Below are 16,267 nucleotides of genomic sequence, written 5' to 3' on the forward strand. Positions count from 1 at the left end.
CAAGCGGTTTAATTCCGCATTTATTTTGCAAATTATTCTTTGCCAACGTGTAAAATCGCTAAGAATGCCTCTTGCGGAACTTCTACGTTACCGAGAGATTTCATTCGTTTTTTACCCTCTTTTTGTTTTTGTAGTAGTTTTTTCTTACGACTCACGTCACCACCGTAACATTTCGCCAGTACGTTTTTGCGTAGCTGTTTTACCGTAGAACGAGCAATAACGTGGTTGCCGATAGCCGCTTGAATCGCAATATCAAATTGCTGGCGAGGAATCAGCTCACGCATTTTTTCCACTAATTCACGTCCGCGATAAGCTGCATTCGCACGGTGAACGATAATTGCCAACGCATCTACACGCTCGCCGTTGATCATAATATCAACACGCACCATATCTGCATTTTGGAAGCGTTTGAAACCATAATCTAATGAGGCATAACCACGAGAGGTTGATTTTAAGCGATCGAAGAAATCCAACACTACTTCACCCATCGGGATTTCGTAAGTTAATGCAATTTGGTTGCCGTGATACACCATATTGGTTTGCACGCCACGTTTTTCCACACATAAGGTAATCACGTTACCTAAAAACTCTTGTGGCACAAGCATATTACACTCTGCAATCGGCTCACGAATTTCTGCAATATTATTGATAGCAGGCAGTTTTGAGGGGCTGTCCACATAAATGGTTTCGCCACTGGTTTGCACCACTTCATACACTACCGTTGGGGCAGTGGTAATCAGGTCTAGATCATATTCACGCTCTAATCGCTCTTGAATGATCTCCATATGTAGCAAGCCTAAGAAACCGCAACGGAAACCAAAACCTAATGCACTCGAAGTTTCAGGTTCGTAGAATAACGAGGCATCGTTTAGGCTCAATTTACCTAAAGCATCACGGAAGGCTTCGTAATCGTCTGAACTAATCGGGAACAAACCTGCATATACCTGCGGTTTCACTTTTTTAAAGCCGGGTAGCACATTGGTTGCCGGATTGTGATGATGCGTTAAGGTATCGCCCACCGGCGCACCTAAAATATCTTTAATCGCACACACTACCCAGCCTACTTCGCCGGTTTTAAGTTCAGTAGTATCTACTTGTTTTGGTGTGAAGATACCTAAACGATCCACATTGTAAGATTGTCCGGTACTCATCACTTTAATTTTATCGCCTTTTTTCAGCACGCCGTTTTTCACTCGCACTAAAGAAACCACGCCTAAATAGTTATCGAACCAAGAGTCAATAATCAAGGCTTGTAATGGTGCTTCCGGATCACCTTCCGGTGCAGGGATTTTCTTCACGATTTCTTCTAAAACATCTTCAATCCCTAAACCGGTTTTCGCAGAACAACGCACCGCATCAATCGCATCAATACCAACAATATCTTCAATCTCTTCTGCTACACGCTCCGGTTCAGCTGCAGGCAAGTCAATTTTATTTAAAATCGGCACGACTTCTAAGTCCATTTCAATCGCGGTATAACAGTTTGCCAACGTTTGAGCCTCAACCCCCTGCCCTGCATCTACCACCAATAATGCTCCTTCACAGGCAGCCAGTGAGCGAGACACTTCATAAGAGAAATCCACGTGCCCTGGCGTGTCGATAAAGTTAAGCTGATAAGTTTCACCATCTTTCGCTTTATAATTTAAGGTAACACTTTGTGCTTTAATGGTAATACCACGCTCACGCTCCAGATCCATTGAGTCTAATACTTGGGCTTCCATTTCACGGTCTGATAAACCACCGCAAGTTTGAATTAAACGGTCTGATAAAGTCGATTTACCGTGGTCGATATGGGCGATAATCGAAAAGTTACGAATATTTTGCATTTTCATCGGGCAGTTAATGTCCTGTTTTGTTATTTGTTTATCGAAAAATTAATCGGGGAATTGTACTTGAAATACAAGGTTTTGCAAAGGAAAAGAAGAACAAACAAGCGGTTGTTTTTGCTTAAAAATTTGCAAATTTCTTTGTAAAAACACCCGCTTGTTAATAATAGGTAAGATCAAACTATTTCTGCCAGTTCTAGCACAGCCTGTTGCAGCACACGAATACCGGCTTCAATATCTGTCCATTCGGTAAATTCAAGTGGATTATGACTAATGCCTAAATGAGAAGGTACGAATAACATACCTGTCGGACAAAGCGTTGCCATATGCATTGCATCGTGTCCTGCACCGCTTGGCATAATGTCATAACTATAGCCTAATTTCTCCGTAACTTGAGTTAAATGAGTTACCATTTCTTCAGCCAATACAATCGGTTTGTCTTTTGAAATCAGCTGCAATTCAATGGTTAAACCTCGTTTTTCTGCCACTTCCTTGATTTTATCTTGTAATGCGATAAAGACAGATTCTCTCGCTTCAAAATGTGTACCTCGAATATCCACTAATAATTCCGCATAACCAGGAACTACATTCATTACACCCGGTTTGGCGGTTAAATTACCTGCGGTTGCGACAGTTGAATGCCCAGCTTGAATTGCCGCATTTTCTAGCTCTAATGCTAATTCTGCTGCCCCCAGTAAAGCGTCGTGGCGATAATGCATTGCCGTTGCCCCTGAATGGTCGGCTTGACCTTGAATTTTCACAATAGCCCGAATCGGAGCAGCAATGCCGGTCACAATCCCGATGGTTTTCTGTTCGTTTTCCAATCTTGGACCTTGCTCAATATGCAATTCTAAAAAGCATTTAAATTCTTCTGGCTGGCGTTTTGATTGATTAACACGATTGAAATCCAACCCGATTGTATCCAGTGCCTGAGCCAAGCTTAAACCTTGTTTATCGCTTAATTTACTTAATGTTTCTTGAGTTGCAATACCGCACATCACTTTGCTGCCCAGTGTGGCATAATTAAAACGGCTGGATTCTTCACAAGCAAAGATGATTAATTCAAGGGGATAACGAGTTTGTTGTTTGTTTTCACAAAGTTGGAAAAGGGTTTCCAGCCCTGCAATAGTGCCTAGTGTGCCATCAAATTTTCCGGCATTGACTACCGTATCAATATGCGAACCAAAGGCAACCGCAGGAAGGCTGTTATCAATGCCTTGTTTTCGGATAAATACGTTGCCGATTGGGTCTATTTTGACCGAAAGATCGTACTGTTTGCACAAATTGATCACATAATCTCGGGCGTTGATATCCTGTTCAGAAAAGGCAAGTCGGGTTACTTCCCCATCAACTGATGTAAATGTTGCCAAATCTGAAAAAATCTGTTGAATTCTTTGCATATTTATTGACATAGGTCACCTCTTTTCTTAACCTGAAATAGGTAAAATTATATACAATCCTAAAAGAAGTAATAGCTGTTTTGATCAAAGAATATCTTATTAAGGAGACAACTATGAAAAATATGCTGTTAATGAGTGGTTCTAAGTATAAAAATACAGAGTATTTAGCTCATACGATTAAATGGCTAAAAGAGTTCCTAGCTGATTATAAGGGTAAGAAAATCGCCTTTTTGCCTTATGCAGGAGTAAGCCGAAGCTATGATGAATATGAACAAGTCGTGCAAGATAAATTCGCAGAGCTGGAATTAGAGATTGTATCTGTTCATCGAGCGAAAAAACACACCGAAATTCTCGAGCAAGCAGATGTAATTGCAGTTGGCGGAGGCAATACGTTTTGTTTGTTAAATCAGATGTATGAAAACAAGGTGCTGGATTGTATTCGTGAAAAAGTTGAAAACGGCACACCTTATTTTGGTTGGAGTGCCGGGGCGAATGTTGCCGGTGCATCAATTATGACCACCAACGATATGCCGATTACTTACCCTCCTTCATTTAACGCCTTAAATTTATTTCCTCATCAAATTAATCCACATTTTATTGCCGGCAAAATTCAGGGGCATAATGGCGAGAGCCGAGAAGAACGCTTGAAAGAATTTCTGATTGTAAACCCTAATTCGATTGTTTACGCCTTGCCGGAAGGAACTGCATTACATATTCAAGGCAATCAAGCAAAAGTGTTAGGAGAAACGGCGGTGCTACAATTTAGCCAAGATATGCAATTAAAAACCTTTGAGCCTAATACTATATTCACTTACTGAGGAGAACGATATGGAGAATTTTAACTTAATCATTGCAATAGTGGGAATTATTGCCACCATCTATTTACTGATAAAAAAATACGAAACCAGAACGGTATTAATTGCAATCGGCTTGGGAATGGCGTTACTGACCTTACAACCAATGGCAGCCCTTGATGCTTTTGCCAAAAGTATGACGTCAAGCGGTCTGATTATGGCAATTTGTTCCAGTATGGGTTTTGCTTATGTGATGAAATCAACAGGTTGCGATAATCACTTAGTCCAACTTTTAACCAAACCGTTAAGCGGATTGAAGTTTTTCCTGATTCCGATTGCAACTATTATCACCTTCTTTATCAATATTGCGATTCCATCGGCAGCAGGTTGTGCTGCTGCGGTAGGGGCAACTTTAATTCCTGTCTTGAAATCATCGGGAGTTCGTCCGGCTATGGCTGGAGCGGCTATTCTTGCCGGCACATTTGGTTCGATGATGAGTCCGGGTTCTTCGCACTCTGCAATGATTAGTGAAATGTCTGGCTTAACTGTTACGCAGGTAAACCTGTCGCACGCTCCTTACACCATCATTGCCGGAGCGATTGGAGCTGTTACCTTAACCATTCTTGCACTTGTTTTTAAAGACTACGGCAAAGAGCATCGTGATGCCTATTTACAAACTGCGGAAAATAGACAAAGTGAAACAAGCAGTACAAATATTCTCTATGCGATTGCACCTTTAGTGCCGTTAGTGATTTTAGTTATTGGTGGAACATCATTGCAAGAAATCTCTTGGCTGAATTGGACAAAAATGGGCGTACCACAAGCTATGTTAATCGGTGCTATTTACGGATTATTGGTTACCCGCACATCGCCAGCTAAAATCACCAATGAATTCTTTAACGGAATGGGCAACGCCTATGCAAATGTGTTAGGAATTATCATTGCAGCAGGTGTATTTGTGGCAGGTTTAAAAGCAACAGGAGCGATTGATTCCGCCATTGAATTTTTAAAACACTCAAACGAATTTGTACGTTGGGGAGCAACCATCGGTCCGTTCTTAATGGGAATGGTCACAGGCTCAGGCGATGCTGCCGCCATTGCCTTTAATACTGCTGTAACCCCACACGCAGCGGAGTTAGGCTACACCCACGTTAATTTAGGTATGGCAGCCGCTATTGCAGGCGCTATCGGGCGAACAGCTTCACCTATTGCCGGTGTCGTGATTGTATGTGCCGGCATTGCCGGAGTGAATCCGGTTGAGATGATTAAACGCACTGCCCCCGGTATGGTGCTTGCCACCTTATTCTTAGCCCTCTTTATGCTATAACCCTATTGCCCTTTATCAATAAAGGGCAATTTTTTAGAAGGAGAACAGTATGACAATTTCATTACCGCAATTAATTGAATGGCGACGTGAGTTTCATCAATTCCCTGAAACAGGCTGGAGCGAATTTTGGACTACTGCAAAAATTGCCGATTACTTAGAACCACTTGGCTTTGAAATCTTGCTGGGTAAGCAAATCATTAACCCCGATTTTGTGCGTGGCAGAAACCTTGCGATTGTAGAAAAAGGGATAGCACGAGCCAAAGCCTATGGAGCAAACTCAAAATGGCTTGAAAAAATGGAAGGCTACACCGGCTGTGTAGCGGTGTTTGATTCAGGTAAACCGGGCAAAACCATTGCTCTACGCTTTGATATTGATTGTGTCGATGTAGCTGAAACTAAAGATCCTAATCATCGAGCCAATCAACTTGGTTTTGCTTCTCGAAACGAAGGCGAAATGCACGCCTGTGGTCATGATGGGCATATTACCATCGGCTTAGGTGTGGCTCATTTTCTAATGGCAAACAAAGACAAGCTCACAGGCAAAGTTAAAATCGTCTTCCAGCCTGCCGAAGAAGGTGTGCGAGGTGCGGCAGCCATCGCTGCAAGCGGTATTATTGATGATGCAGATTACTTCGCAGGCTCGCACATCAGCTTCTGTGCGAATAGTGGAACAGTATTAGCCGATCCGAAAAATTTTCTTTCCACAACCAAGATTGATATTCGCTACAAAGGCAAACCGGCACACGCAGGGGCTACACCCCATTTAGGGCATAATGCCTTACTTGCTGCTGCTCACGCAGTTACTCAGCTACACGGTATTTCTCGCCACGGCGAAGGAATGAGCCGCATTAATGTTGGTATATTTAAAGGTGGTTCAGGGCGAAATGTGATTCCATCCGATGCCGAAATTAAACTTGAGGTACGAGGTGAAAATAAAGCGATCAATCAATATATGGTTGATCAGGTAATGCAAATCGCCAAAGGGATTGCCACCGGTTTTGCAGTGGAATATGAAACCGAAATTATGGGCGAAGCGGTGGATATGGTTAATGATGCTGAATTAGTCAAATTAATTAAAGAAATTGCGATGGCCCAGCCTCAAGTTCACAGTAGCGATCAAGATTATTCTTTTAATGCTAGCGAAGATGCGACTATTCTTGGGCGACGTGTGCAAGACAACGGCGGCAAAGCAATTTACTTTATCATCGGAGCCGATCGCACCGCCGAACATCATCAAGCCGAATTTGATTTTGATGAAGCACAGTTATTAACCGGGGTAAATATCTATACTACTCTGATTGAAAAATTATTAGCTTAATACCAAAGCCCTGAATGTATTCGGGGTTTATTCCCTTTGCTTGTAAATTTTTTAAAAAATTTGACCGCTTGTCATTATTTATTACAAACAACTTCACTCAATATAAAAAGTATTGAGTATCAACAAATTTTTATTGTAGAATCGATAAGTTTTTTTAATTTAATTAAATAGGAAATGTTATGCAATTCAGAGAAATTAACCCTTCCCCACGTTTATTAATGTGTCCCGGCCCAACAGATGCCGATCCTCGAGTTTTGCGTGCAATGTCAGCACCGATTTTAGGGCAATTCGACCCAGAATTTACGTCCCTGATGAATGAAACAATGGAAATGGAGCGTCGTCTTTTCCAAACTAAAAATGAACAGACTTATGTGGTCAATTCAACGTCTCGTGGTGGTTTAGAAACAATCTTAACCGCAGCTATTTGCCCTGGCGATAAAGTGTTAATTCCTGCATTTGGTCGTTTCGGCTATTTATTAAATGAAATTCTCGCTCGTAGTGGTGCAGAGATCACTATTATTGAAAGAGAATGGGGAACAGTATTCGAGCCGGAAGAAATTGAGGCAGAATTGAAAAAAGGTGGCTATAAAGCTGTTGCCATCATTCACGGTGAAACCTCAACCTCAATGATGCAACCCTTAGAAGAAATCGGCAAAATTTGTAAACAATACGATGCGATGTTGATTGTTGATACTGTTGCTACCTTAGGTGGCGTGGATATTCGTGTTGATGAATGGGGAATTGATGCCTGTATCGGCGGCACACAAAAATGTATTTCTGCTCCTTCAGGTACAGCCTTAATTACTTACAATAAACGCATTGAAGAGATTATCGCTAAACGTAAACGTGTAGAGAAAGGCATTCGTATCGAGTCCGATATTGACGGCATACTCCCGCCTATTCCAAGTAACTATTTAGATTTAGCACAGCTGCAAGATTACTGGAGTCCCCGCCGTTTAAACCACCATACTGAAGCAACCTCTGCACAATATGGTGTTCACGAGGCATTACGTATTATTTTGCAAGAGGGATTAGAAGCTCGCTTTAAACGTCATATTTTAAATGATAAAGCTTTATGTGCTGGTTTGGAGGCAATGGGACTGAAAATTTTTGGTGATCGTAAACACAAAGCCCCTGTAGTTACTGCATTCCATATTCCGGAGGGAATTACCGGCCCGGCATTGCGTAGCGATATTCTGAATCATTTTGGTATCGAACTGGCAACGTCATTCGGCCCATTAGACGGTAAAGTTATCCGTGTTGGTAATATGGGTTTTTCTAGCCAAAAACGCAATATTTTATTGACATTAGGTGCATTAGAAGCGGTACTTTTAAGCCACAAAGTCAAAGTGCCATCAGGAGATGCGGTAGCTGCTGCACTTGCTGTCTATAAAGAAGCTGAGAAATAATTTTTCTCTTTCATAATTATCAATAAAAGCCTTATTTATCAATAAAATAAGGCTTTTATTTTTTATCACCATAAAGAAATTTTCCCACTTTTGAAAATTTTTTGTCAGAAATTACCGCTTGCTCTGTCTAATTCTCAGTTTTTAGTTTAAGGAGCATTTTATGTCATCTTGTTCAATTCAATACTCTTCCCAATGTTGTGTGAAAAAAGCGATGATGACCGGTTTCGGTCTGCTGGTATTACGTCTATTCCTTGCTTACGAATTTATCGAGGCGGGGTTGGAAAAACTGAATGGTGAAAACTGGTTTGCCTCTATTCAAGAGAGTTTCCCATTCCCGTTTAATGTATTGCCTGCCGACCTCAACTGGGTAGTCGCAACCGGTGCGGAAATCATTCTGCCGATTTTATTGGTGCTGGGCCTGTTTACCCGTTTTAGTGCCATCGGCTTAATGATTTTAACCGCTGTGGCGTGGTACGCCGTTCACGCTGGTAACGGTTACAATGTGTGTGACAATGGTTACAAAATGGCGTTGATTTATTTGGTAATGCTTGTACCGGTGCTGATGCAAGGTGCAGGTGCGTTATCTCTCGATTTTCTGTTACAGAAAAAACACCCAACCAAAACGTGGTTGAAATTCCTTTAATCTTTTAATCTTAATTCTTTGGAGAATTTTTAATGAAAAAAGCAACTTTAATGGCATTAGCCGGCGCATTAACTATGGCAACTGCAACCGTAAACGCACAAACAGAGGCTGTGAAAGCAGACGCTTGTGTAGAAATGAAAGACGGTAAATGCGTAAAAACCAAAGCCGCTGAAGGTAAATGTGGCGAAGGTAAATGTGGCGCAACCTCTGCAGCACCAAAAGCAGCAGAAGGTAAATGCGGCGAAGGCAAATGTGGCGCAACTGCACCAAAACAAAGCGCACCGAAAGCCGCTGAAGGCAAATGCGGTGAAGGTAAATGCGGCGCTTCAAAATAAGACTGGTAGGGTGCGTTTGCTAACGCACCTGATCTGAACTTGTAAAAGGTGCGTTGGCAAACGCACCCTACAAGCGGTCAATTTTCCCCAACTTTTTACATCTCATTAAAGGAACCACAAATGCTGAAATTTACAGGCGCCGGTTTAGGCTACCGCCGTGATTTAGCGGACGGATTTTTATCTCTAACAGACAACAGTATTATTAACTTTATGGAAGTTTCGCCGGAGAACTGGCTCAAAATGGGCGGTCAGGCACGTTACAATTTCGATAAAGTAGCGGAAAAAATTCCGCTGATTATTCACGGTTTATCGCTCTCACTTGGCGGTCAAGCGCCATTAGATATGGAACTGCTCAAAGGCATTAAAACCATGCAGCAGCAGTATAATTCTCACTTTTTCTCCGACCATCTTAGCTACTGCGAGTGCGAAGGGCATTTGTACGACCTACTGCCAATGCCGTTCACCGATGAGGCGGTAATGCACGTTGCCAATCGGATTAAACAGGTGCAGGATTATCTTGGAATGCAGATTTCACTCGAAAACACCTCTTACTATCTGCACTCGCCAACCAGTACAATGAACGAAGTTGAGTTCTTAAATGCGATTGCACAAGAGGCGGATTGCGGTATTCATTTAGACGTAAACAACATTTATGTAAACGGCGTGAACCACGGCTTGCTCGATCCGTTTGTGTTTGTAGATAAAGTGGATAAAGCCCGTGTGAACTACATTCATATTGCCGGCCACGATGAAGATCACGGCGCAGCGGAAGAGGTGAAAATCACTGAGGGTGAGTCGTTCAATATGGTCAAAGGCGAATTACGCCACTTGCCGACTTTACTGGTGGACACGCACGGCGAAGCGGTGCAGAAAACCGTGTGGGATCTGCTTGAATACACCTACGAACGTTTACCGCATATTCCACCAACGTTACTCGAACGTGATTTCAACTTCCCTTCGTTCCAAGAGCTGATCGAGGAAGTGCAACACATCGCAAGTTTACAGAAAAAATATGCAAAAACGGGGCTGAAAAATGCCGCTTAAACTGGTTGAAAATACAAAACCGAGCTTGAAAGAGACCCAAGCCGAGTTTGCCAATGCGATTCGCCACAACGATGTCAGCCTGATGAGCGGTAATGTATCGCCACAACGCTTAGGCGTGTATGCACGCTTAGTGCGTAACAATACGTTGGGCTTTATCGACCGCTGTTATGTGGAGCTACCGCAACATATTTCGAGCGAACAGTGGCGTGAGGTGAAAGAAAAATTTGTGCGGGAAGGCAAGGCACATTCGCCGTTTTTCCAAGACATCGCTGGCGAGTTTTTAACTTTCTGCCAACAAAACGCCTGTTTTGAACCGTACTTACTTGCCCTGATGGACTTTGAAAACGCACAACTGCTGGCAGAAGTCTCAATGGCAAATGTGCCGGCAGAATTTGAGTGGGATAACGACACCGTAATGCAACTTTCAGGGGCTGCCGAACTGCGTCAATATGCGGTAAACTTTATCCGTAGCGAGTTCAAACAGTTTGAGGATGAACCAACCAACGTGCTGATTTGGCGAGATGCCGAATTTGGGATTTATTACAACCGTTTGGAAGAGCTGGACTTCTTGCTGCTTAGCTCGTTGCAAGAGGGGGCAAATTCCCTCAACGGATTGCTGGCGGAACTCAGCGAGTTTACCGAGCAAAATCCGGATCTAAAAGCCGTGTTACGCCAACTCTGGGAAAAATGGGTTGAGGCTGAGGTGCTTTATCCACTCTAAACGTTACTTTTCTTTGCTTCGCCAAAGACAACGCTTGCGTTGAATGTTGCCGAAGGCAACAACCCGAAGGGCGAACGCAGAGAGTAAAAGTAACCAAAAGAAAGGCGACCCAAACTTCGCTTTGTTGCGATTTCCTTTACGGAAAATTTGTAAACTCGCTACGCTCAAACAGTACAAATTTTCCTAGAAATCGCAAGTCGCTCAGACGGGATAAGAGATGCATTATTTAAGATTTTTCGCAAAATTTTAGTTTTAACTCCCTGCTTGTTGAATCACAAGAGGCAATTTTTATAGAAAAATCAATTACAAGCGGTCAGTTTCGCTAAATTTTTTACCAAAGGATCATTCAATGAGCCAACCGGCTTTACGGCAAATTTCCCCCTCGCAGTTGGAAGATATTCGCCTGCAAATGGTGAAATTTGCCTTTTTACAGTTAAAAAATAACGAACTTGCCGAAGATGTGGTGCAAGAGGCGTTTGTCAGCGCTTATAAATATGCCGACAGCTTCAAAGGTGAGAGTGCGTTAAAAACGTGGATTTTTGCAATTTTAAAAAACAAGATCGTAGATTTGGTGAAAGCCAAAGGCAAATTGGTGGCAGTATCTGAGCTGATGGAAGAAGACGATCACGATCTTGCCGATAAATTGTTTAATGAAAATGGCGGTTGGGATAAAGACGCTTATCAATCCAATGAGTGGAAGAACACCGAAAGCCATACCTATTCCGCTCAATTCTGGCAAGTATTTGAATTTTGCCTAAATAATCTGCCGGCAAATCAAGCAAGGGTGTTTATGATGCGTTCCCATTTGGAAATGGAAACCGAAGAAATTTGCGCAGAATGTGAAATTTCACCGGCAAATGTGCATACCTTACTGTATCGGGCAAGATTGCAGTTACAGGTCTGTTTAAGTCAAAAATGGTTTGGAGGTTAAATGTTAAAATGTAAGCAAATTACCGAATTAGTTTCTCTGTCCCAAGAACAAAAACTGACATTAAAACAACGTGTTAATGTGCAAGTTCATTTAATGCTTTGTTCTCGTTGCCGAGCCTTTAGCCAAAACTGCAAAACCGTAGATAAGCTAATGAAAGAATTTAATTCTTAGCGTAAAAGCAAGCGGTAAAATTTTTAATAAATTTTACCGCTTGTCATCTTATTGATGTTCCAACACCGTCCCTTTGCGGAAAGATTCCGCACTTTTTAGCACTTTCATCAAAATATAGTAGCTCAAGCCTGATGGAATTAAGCTGACATACCAAGAGAGATCCACCACAATCAGTGAGCAAAGCGAACCGATAGCAATCGCAATAATTGCTGCCCAGTTAACGCCCTTGAAAATCCCCTCTTTGCTATAAAGGTCATTCACGTTTAAAGTTTGCTGTCTTAAGATGTAGTAATCAACCACCATTACCGCAAAAATCGGGCCTAAGAAAGCGGAATAAATCTTGATAAATAGAGAAAGCCCTTCTGCTGACTCTGCCGTGACAAGTTTCCAAGGCATCACACACATCGAAAGAATACCGACTAAAATCGTGGCGTGTGACCATTTCATTTTAAAGGAATCCATTAAAATATAGGCAGGAGGCACAATATTATTTAGCACGTTAGTCGTAATCTGTGCAAAGGCAATAAATAATAATGTAATGACTGTAAGCACTTTATTATCCATTGCCGTGGCGAATACTTCGATAGGGTCACTATTTCCCGTAGCCGCAGTCACCAATAAGCCGATTAGCCCCATAAATAAGGTGACAGGTAGAATGGATAATACATAAATCACACCTGTTGTGGTTGCACCTGTGCCTGTTTTAACGTGGCGTGAATAGTCTGAGGCATTGAGAATCATCGTTGAATAGATCCCCAAGAAGGCTGTAGTCGCTGCCCAAAACGGCATTCCCCAAGAGCCTTCAATATTAGAGAAACGATCGCCTATCTGCACCGAGAATTTAGTGTTCACGACATACAGCATATAAGCCAAAATACCGATTAAGAACACCACCGATACATTTTCCAACCATTTAATGCCTTTAAAGCCATTAATGGATAGCCCAACTTGTAAGGCGGTAAATAGCACATAGACTATTGGTAGATTATCAAAGCCAAACAGGAGCTTTAAACACATATTAATCGCTCCTGCGCCCACCCAACTTTGGAAACCGAACCAAACAATCGCCGGCACACCACGCAAAATTCCCGGAATTTTCACACCCGTTGTACCAAAAGAACTACGCAGTTGGATTGGGAACGGAATGCCATATTTATGGCCGCCATTACCGATTAGCACTAAACCGATGGCAATGACAATACAACCGATTGACATTGCCAAAATAGCTTGTGTGACAGTCAATGCACCAATCAAGCTTGCTCCCATTGAGAATGTACCAATAGAGACACAACCACCTAAAAAGCTAGCCCAGTAGGAAAAATTATCCATAATCCGTTCTTTGGTCGGCTGAAGATCAACATTAACATTTTTAGCTAACTCAGGGCTGAGTTCTTTGTTATCCAACATAGCTATGCTCCTTCTGTTTTACGAATGAATTTACCAAAACCTTTGCTATCAGTCAGCTTTCCATCTTGTGCGATTACTTTACCTCGCACAATGGTACAAACCGGTAAACCTTTACCTTTCTTGCCGACATAGGCAGACAGTTTATTTACATATTGCAGAGCTTCGGCTTTAATTTCCCACTCTTTATTTGGGTCAATAATGGTAAAATCGGCATCAAAGCCAACTTGAATATCGCCTTTTTGCCCGTAAATACCAAAGGCTTTTGCCGGTAATTTTGCCATTGCATTCGCCAGCACTCTCGGAGAGATCCCCCGTTTTACACAGCCCTCATAGAAAGCAACCTGTACACAGCTTTGAATACCACTAATACCGCCCCAGACATCAAATACCGTTTCAATTTTTTGACCTAAAATTTGATTGTGCTTTTCATCATAGGAGCAAGGTGAATGGTCACTGGCAATGCCACTAAATGTGCCATCAACTACATAATCCCATAAGCGATCTACATCGGCTTTTGAACGTAGTGGTGGCGCGCATTTAAAGAGCGCACCTTTTTCGATTACATCATCTTCACTAAAGCAGAGATAATGCGCACAGGTTTCAGCGGTTATATCGTAACCTTCTTGTTGAGCTTCTTTGATTTTTTGGGCAACATCAGGGTGGCTAACGTGGCAGATGTGGGCTTTACAGCCGGTGGATTTGGCAATTTCGATAATATTAATGGTTGCGAGCATTTCTGCAATCAGCGGGCGGGAGTCTAAAAAGGCTTTCCAGTCTAAACGACCTTCATTTTTCATTCGTTGTTCTTGCCATTTGATGGTGGAAAAATCTTCGCAGTGGAAACCGGCTCGTCCGCCAAATTTTTGGATAATTTGCATTGCCTCAAAGGTTTGCCCATAATTCAGCGAGGCATAATCAGGCGAAACCGGCCCAATAAAGGATTTTAACGCAACACAACCTTTATCATTTAATTCGCTTAAATGGTCAAAGTTAGTTGGAACTAATCCGCCCCAGAAACAATAATCCACATAAGCATTTGGCGATACTTTCGCTATTTTGGCATCAAAAATCTTAGCGTCCGTTAATGCCGGCTCATTTTGCAACGGCATATCAATAATAGTGGTATAACCGCCTACTGCCGCTGCTGCTGTCCCGTGAGCATAATCTTCACGCCATTCATACCCCGGATCATTTAAGTGAGCGTGGGTATCTATCGCCCCCGGGAAAACGTAATTGCCTTTTACATCAATCACTTCCCTTGCTTCAGGCTCCAAGCCCTCTGCTAAAACAGCGGCAATTTTTCCTGCATTCACGGCAATATTACCGTTGAAAATGGCATCGGATAAGACTATCTTCCCATTTTTAATGACGAGATCATACATAGCCAAATACTCCTTATGTTATGTTTGTAGTTAATTTTTGTTAATGGAGGAATGTGCAAGCGGTCAAATTTTTCTAACAATTTGCAAATTCCCCGATTGCAATTTATTCGTCTAATAATTGTTCTGCCAACTCCTGTTGTAACACCGCCGCTTTTGCGAAATAGTGATATTCCGTAAATTCGACCGGTGTGTGGCTTCTGCCGTCTTTACTTGGCACAAAAATCATTACCGTTGGAATTTTCTGCCCGATTTCTAATGAATCGTGTCCTGCTCCGCTCGGTAAGCGTTTATAGCTAAACTGATGTTTTTGGGCTGAATTTTCCAAAATATCGAGCATTTTTTCGGATAACGCCACCGGTTGAATAATCAACTTTGTTTCTTTTTCAAAAGTTGAACCGATTTTTGCCGTTTCTTCTGCAAGAGCTTGCTCAATTTTAGCGGTAATTTCTTCCACATTTGCCATATTTAGTGAGCGGATATCAACACTAAACACGACTTTTTCCGCCACAATATTAATCCCACCCGGTAGCACATTCATATAGCCAACCGTTGCCACCGTGCCGTCATTTTTCTCTCTTGCCCAGTCTGCAATTTGAGCAATCACTTTGGTTGCAACATCTACGGCATCTAAACGCATATCCATTGGGGTCGTACCTGCGTGATCGGCTCGCCCATGAACAGTGAACATATGGCGATGCAAACCAACAATACCTGTTACCAAACCAATTTCAATACCTTGAGTATCTAACACCGGCCCTTGTTCAATATGGGTTTCGATAAAATGCCCAATCGCCCCCTCAGCCCATTTTGCATTTTCAATTTTTTCAGGATCTAATCCGTAGCCTTGCATCGCCTCATAATAAGAAATTCCGTCTTTGTCTTTATATTGGCGACAATAGTCTGGAGTACGCAAACCGAGCATTGCCCCTGAGCCAAAATACCCTGTGCCAAAACGCATTCCTTCTTCATCATTAAAGCCTACAACCACAAAATTACGCTTAAATTTTTTACCGCTTGCTTTTAATAAACGGGCGGTTTCTAATGCGGTAATCACTCCTGCGATACCATCATAATTTCCGCCGTGAAGTACACTGTCATAGTGAGAACCGGACATCACACAAGGTAATTCAGGTTGTTCACCTGCTAAAATACCGAAAATATTGCCCGCTTCGTCTTCCTTCACTTGCAGCCCGGCATAGATCATTAAATCTCTTAAATAATTAACCGCACTTCTCGCCTCTTGAGAAAAAGGTAAACGGGTACAACCATTGCCCGGTGTGGCAGTGAATTGTTTTAGATGTTCTAAATTTTGCGTAATACGCTGGGTAATCTGTTCCATTTTGTGTCCTATTTCTTTCTATTTAAGATAAATACATCAATCGGTGAATATAACATTGCGCCAACCATCAACCCAAAGCCGATATGGATAGCTGTATTATTAGCTTGTGCAATGCCTAGCATAATTAGCGCAAAGGCTAGCATAATCACGATAAAAGCTAAGGTCATTTTGCCTGCTTTAGTTTTAAAAAAGTCCATTCATCTTATCCTCTGGTTCTTAG

General features: G+C 42.1%; 16 protein-coding genes. 10 read left to right on the forward strand and 6 right to left on the reverse strand.

All coding sequences use genetic code 11. The annotated features are described in order from the left end of the window. Positions 1-32: 32 nt before the first annotated feature. Positions 33-1,826: a translation elongation factor 4 gene (lepA, locus tag ACJ7Z2_RS09140; protein ID WP_126302723.1), complete on the reverse strand. Its 1,794-nt coding sequence runs from the start codon at positions 1,824-1,826 to the stop codon at positions 33-35. A gap of 176 nt (positions 1,827-2,002) precedes the next feature. Then, the gene (locus ACJ7Z2_RS09145; RefSeq protein WP_409500087.1) at positions 2,003-3,238 is read right to left on the reverse strand and encodes a Zn-dependent hydrolase; all 1,236 of its coding nucleotides are present in this window, start codon (positions 3,236-3,238) and stop codon (positions 2,003-2,005) included. A 101-nt stretch (positions 3,239-3,339) separates the two neighbouring features. Here ACJ7Z2_RS09145 and pepE point away from each other — a divergent pair, with 101 nt between their 5' ends. The 10 genes from pepE (at position 3,340) to ACJ7Z2_RS09195 (ending at position 11,919) form a co-directional block, all read left to right on the forward strand. Continuing rightward, a complete protein-coding gene (gene pepE / locus ACJ7Z2_RS09150) occupies positions 3,340-4,044 on the forward strand; it encodes a dipeptidase PepE (protein ID WP_409500088.1) in 705 nt (234 codons plus the stop codon). 10 nt (positions 4,045-4,054) lie between these two features. Beyond that, a complete protein-coding gene (gene dcuC, locus ACJ7Z2_RS09155; protein ID WP_409500089.1) occupies positions 4,055-5,347 on the forward strand; it encodes a C4-dicarboxylate transporter DcuC in 1,293 nt (430 codons plus the stop codon). Positions 5,348-5,396: 49 nt separating this feature from the next. After that, positions 5,397-6,665, forward strand: coding sequence for an amidohydrolase (locus tag ACJ7Z2_RS09160; protein WP_409500090.1), 1,269 nt, complete (start codon positions 5,397-5,399; stop codon positions 6,663-6,665). 179 nt (positions 6,666-6,844) lie between these two features. After that, complete coding sequence (locus tag ACJ7Z2_RS09165) at positions 6,845-8,074, forward strand: pyridoxal-phosphate-dependent aminotransferase family protein (RefSeq protein ID WP_409500091.1); 1,230 nt, start codon at positions 6,845-6,847, stop codon at positions 8,072-8,074. 160 nt (positions 8,075-8,234) lie between these two features. Further along, a complete protein-coding gene (locus ACJ7Z2_RS09170; RefSeq protein WP_409500092.1) occupies positions 8,235-8,717 on the forward strand; it encodes a DoxX family protein in 483 nt (160 codons plus the stop codon). 32 nt (positions 8,718-8,749) lie between these two features. Then, positions 8,750-9,052, forward strand: coding sequence for a hypothetical protein (locus ACJ7Z2_RS09175; RefSeq protein ID WP_409500093.1), 303 nt, complete (start codon positions 8,750-8,752; stop codon positions 9,050-9,052). Between the two features lie 120 nt (positions 9,053-9,172). After that, on the forward strand, positions 9,173-10,096 hold the full coding sequence (locus ACJ7Z2_RS09180) for a DUF692 domain-containing protein (RefSeq protein WP_409500094.1): 924 nt from the start codon (positions 9,173-9,175) through the stop codon (positions 10,094-10,096). Further along, a complete protein-coding gene (locus ACJ7Z2_RS09185) occupies positions 10,086-10,817 on the forward strand; it encodes a DUF2063 domain-containing protein (protein ID WP_409500095.1) in 732 nt (243 codons plus the stop codon). The genes ACJ7Z2_RS09180 and ACJ7Z2_RS09185 overlap by 11 nt, the downstream gene beginning before the upstream one ends. Positions 10,818-11,166: 349 nt before the next feature. Next, complete coding sequence (locus tag ACJ7Z2_RS09190; RefSeq protein ID WP_006252416.1) at positions 11,167-11,748, forward strand: sigma-70 family RNA polymerase sigma factor; 582 nt, start codon at positions 11,167-11,169, stop codon at positions 11,746-11,748. Continuing rightward, entirely contained in the window at positions 11,749-11,919 is a 171-nt protein-coding gene (locus ACJ7Z2_RS09195; RefSeq protein ID WP_006248062.1) for a zf-HC2 domain-containing protein, read from the forward strand. A 48-nt stretch (positions 11,920-11,967) separates the two neighbouring features. Here ACJ7Z2_RS09195 and ACJ7Z2_RS09200 read toward each other — a convergent pair whose 3' ends face one another. From ACJ7Z2_RS09200 to ACJ7Z2_RS09215, 4 genes are all read right to left on the reverse strand, one after another. Further along, positions 11,968-13,326, reverse strand: coding sequence for an NCS1 family transporter (locus tag ACJ7Z2_RS09200; protein ID WP_409500096.1), 1,359 nt, complete (start codon positions 13,324-13,326; stop codon positions 11,968-11,970). A 2-nt stretch (positions 13,327-13,328) separates the two neighbouring features. Beyond that, on the reverse strand, positions 13,329-14,708 hold the full coding sequence (gene allB / locus ACJ7Z2_RS09205) for an allantoinase AllB (RefSeq protein ID WP_409500097.1): 1,380 nt from the start codon (positions 14,706-14,708) through the stop codon (positions 13,329-13,331). A 103-nt stretch (positions 14,709-14,811) separates the two neighbouring features. Next, positions 14,812-16,047, reverse strand: a complete 1,236-nt coding sequence (locus ACJ7Z2_RS09210; protein WP_409500098.1) for a M20 family metallo-hydrolase — start codon at positions 16,045-16,047, stop codon at positions 14,812-14,814. Positions 16,048-16,055: 8 nt separating this feature from the next. Continuing rightward, complete coding sequence (locus ACJ7Z2_RS09215; protein WP_409500099.1) at positions 16,056-16,244, reverse strand: hypothetical protein; 189 nt, start codon at positions 16,242-16,244, stop codon at positions 16,056-16,058. Positions 16,245-16,267 lie beyond the last annotated feature (23 nt).

The sequence above is a fragment of the Mannheimia glucosida genome (genome assembly GCF_046267875.1).
GTDB lineage: Bacteria > Pseudomonadota > Gammaproteobacteria > Enterobacterales > Pasteurellaceae > Mannheimia > Mannheimia glucosida.

Excerpts from the sequence above, each read along its gene's own strand:
- allB (WP_409500097.1), bottom strand. The coding sequence starts at position 14,708 with ATGTATGATCTCGTCATTAAAAATGGGAAGATAGTCTTATCCGATGCC.
- ACJ7Z2_RS09145 (WP_409500087.1), bottom strand. The coding sequence starts at position 3,238 with ATGTCAATAAATATGCAAAGAATTCAACAGATTTTTTCAGATTTGGCA.
- ACJ7Z2_RS09185 (WP_409500095.1), top strand. The coding sequence starts at position 10,086 with ATGCCGCTTAAACTGGTTGAAAATACAAAACCGAGCTTGAAAGAGACC.
- ACJ7Z2_RS09170 (WP_409500092.1), top strand. The coding sequence starts at position 8,235 with ATGTCATCTTGTTCAATTCAATACTCTTCCCAATGTTGTGTGAAAAAA.
- ACJ7Z2_RS09165 (WP_409500091.1), top strand. The coding sequence starts at position 6,845 with ATGCAATTCAGAGAAATTAACCCTTCCCCACGTTTATTAATGTGTCCC.
- lepA (WP_126302723.1), bottom strand. The coding sequence starts at position 1,826 with ATGCAAAATATTCGTAACTTTTCGATTATCGCCCATATCGACCACGGT.
- ACJ7Z2_RS09190 (WP_006252416.1), top strand. The coding sequence starts at position 11,167 with ATGAGCCAACCGGCTTTACGGCAAATTTCCCCCTCGCAGTTGGAAGAT.
- ACJ7Z2_RS09210 (WP_409500098.1), bottom strand. The coding sequence starts at position 16,047 with ATGGAACAGATTACCCAGCGTATTACGCAAAATTTAGAACATCTAAAA.
- ACJ7Z2_RS09180 (WP_409500094.1), top strand. The coding sequence starts at position 9,173 with ATGCTGAAATTTACAGGCGCCGGTTTAGGCTACCGCCGTGATTTAGCG.
- ACJ7Z2_RS09195 (WP_006248062.1), top strand. The coding sequence starts at position 11,749 with ATGTTAAAATGTAAGCAAATTACCGAATTAGTTTCTCTGTCCCAAGAA.
- ACJ7Z2_RS09215 (WP_409500099.1), bottom strand. The coding sequence starts at position 16,244 with ATGGACTTTTTTAAAACTAAAGCAGGCAAAATGACCTTAGCTTTTATC.
- ACJ7Z2_RS09160 (WP_409500090.1), top strand. The coding sequence starts at position 5,397 with ATGACAATTTCATTACCGCAATTAATTGAATGGCGACGTGAGTTTCAT.
- dcuC (WP_409500089.1), top strand. The coding sequence starts at position 4,055 with ATGGAGAATTTTAACTTAATCATTGCAATAGTGGGAATTATTGCCACC.
- pepE (WP_409500088.1), top strand. The coding sequence starts at position 3,340 with ATGAAAAATATGCTGTTAATGAGTGGTTCTAAGTATAAAAATACAGAG.
- ACJ7Z2_RS09200 (WP_409500096.1), bottom strand. The coding sequence starts at position 13,326 with ATGTTGGATAACAAAGAACTCAGCCCTGAGTTAGCTAAAAATGTTAAT.
- ACJ7Z2_RS09175 (WP_409500093.1), top strand. The coding sequence starts at position 8,750 with ATGAAAAAAGCAACTTTAATGGCATTAGCCGGCGCATTAACTATGGCA.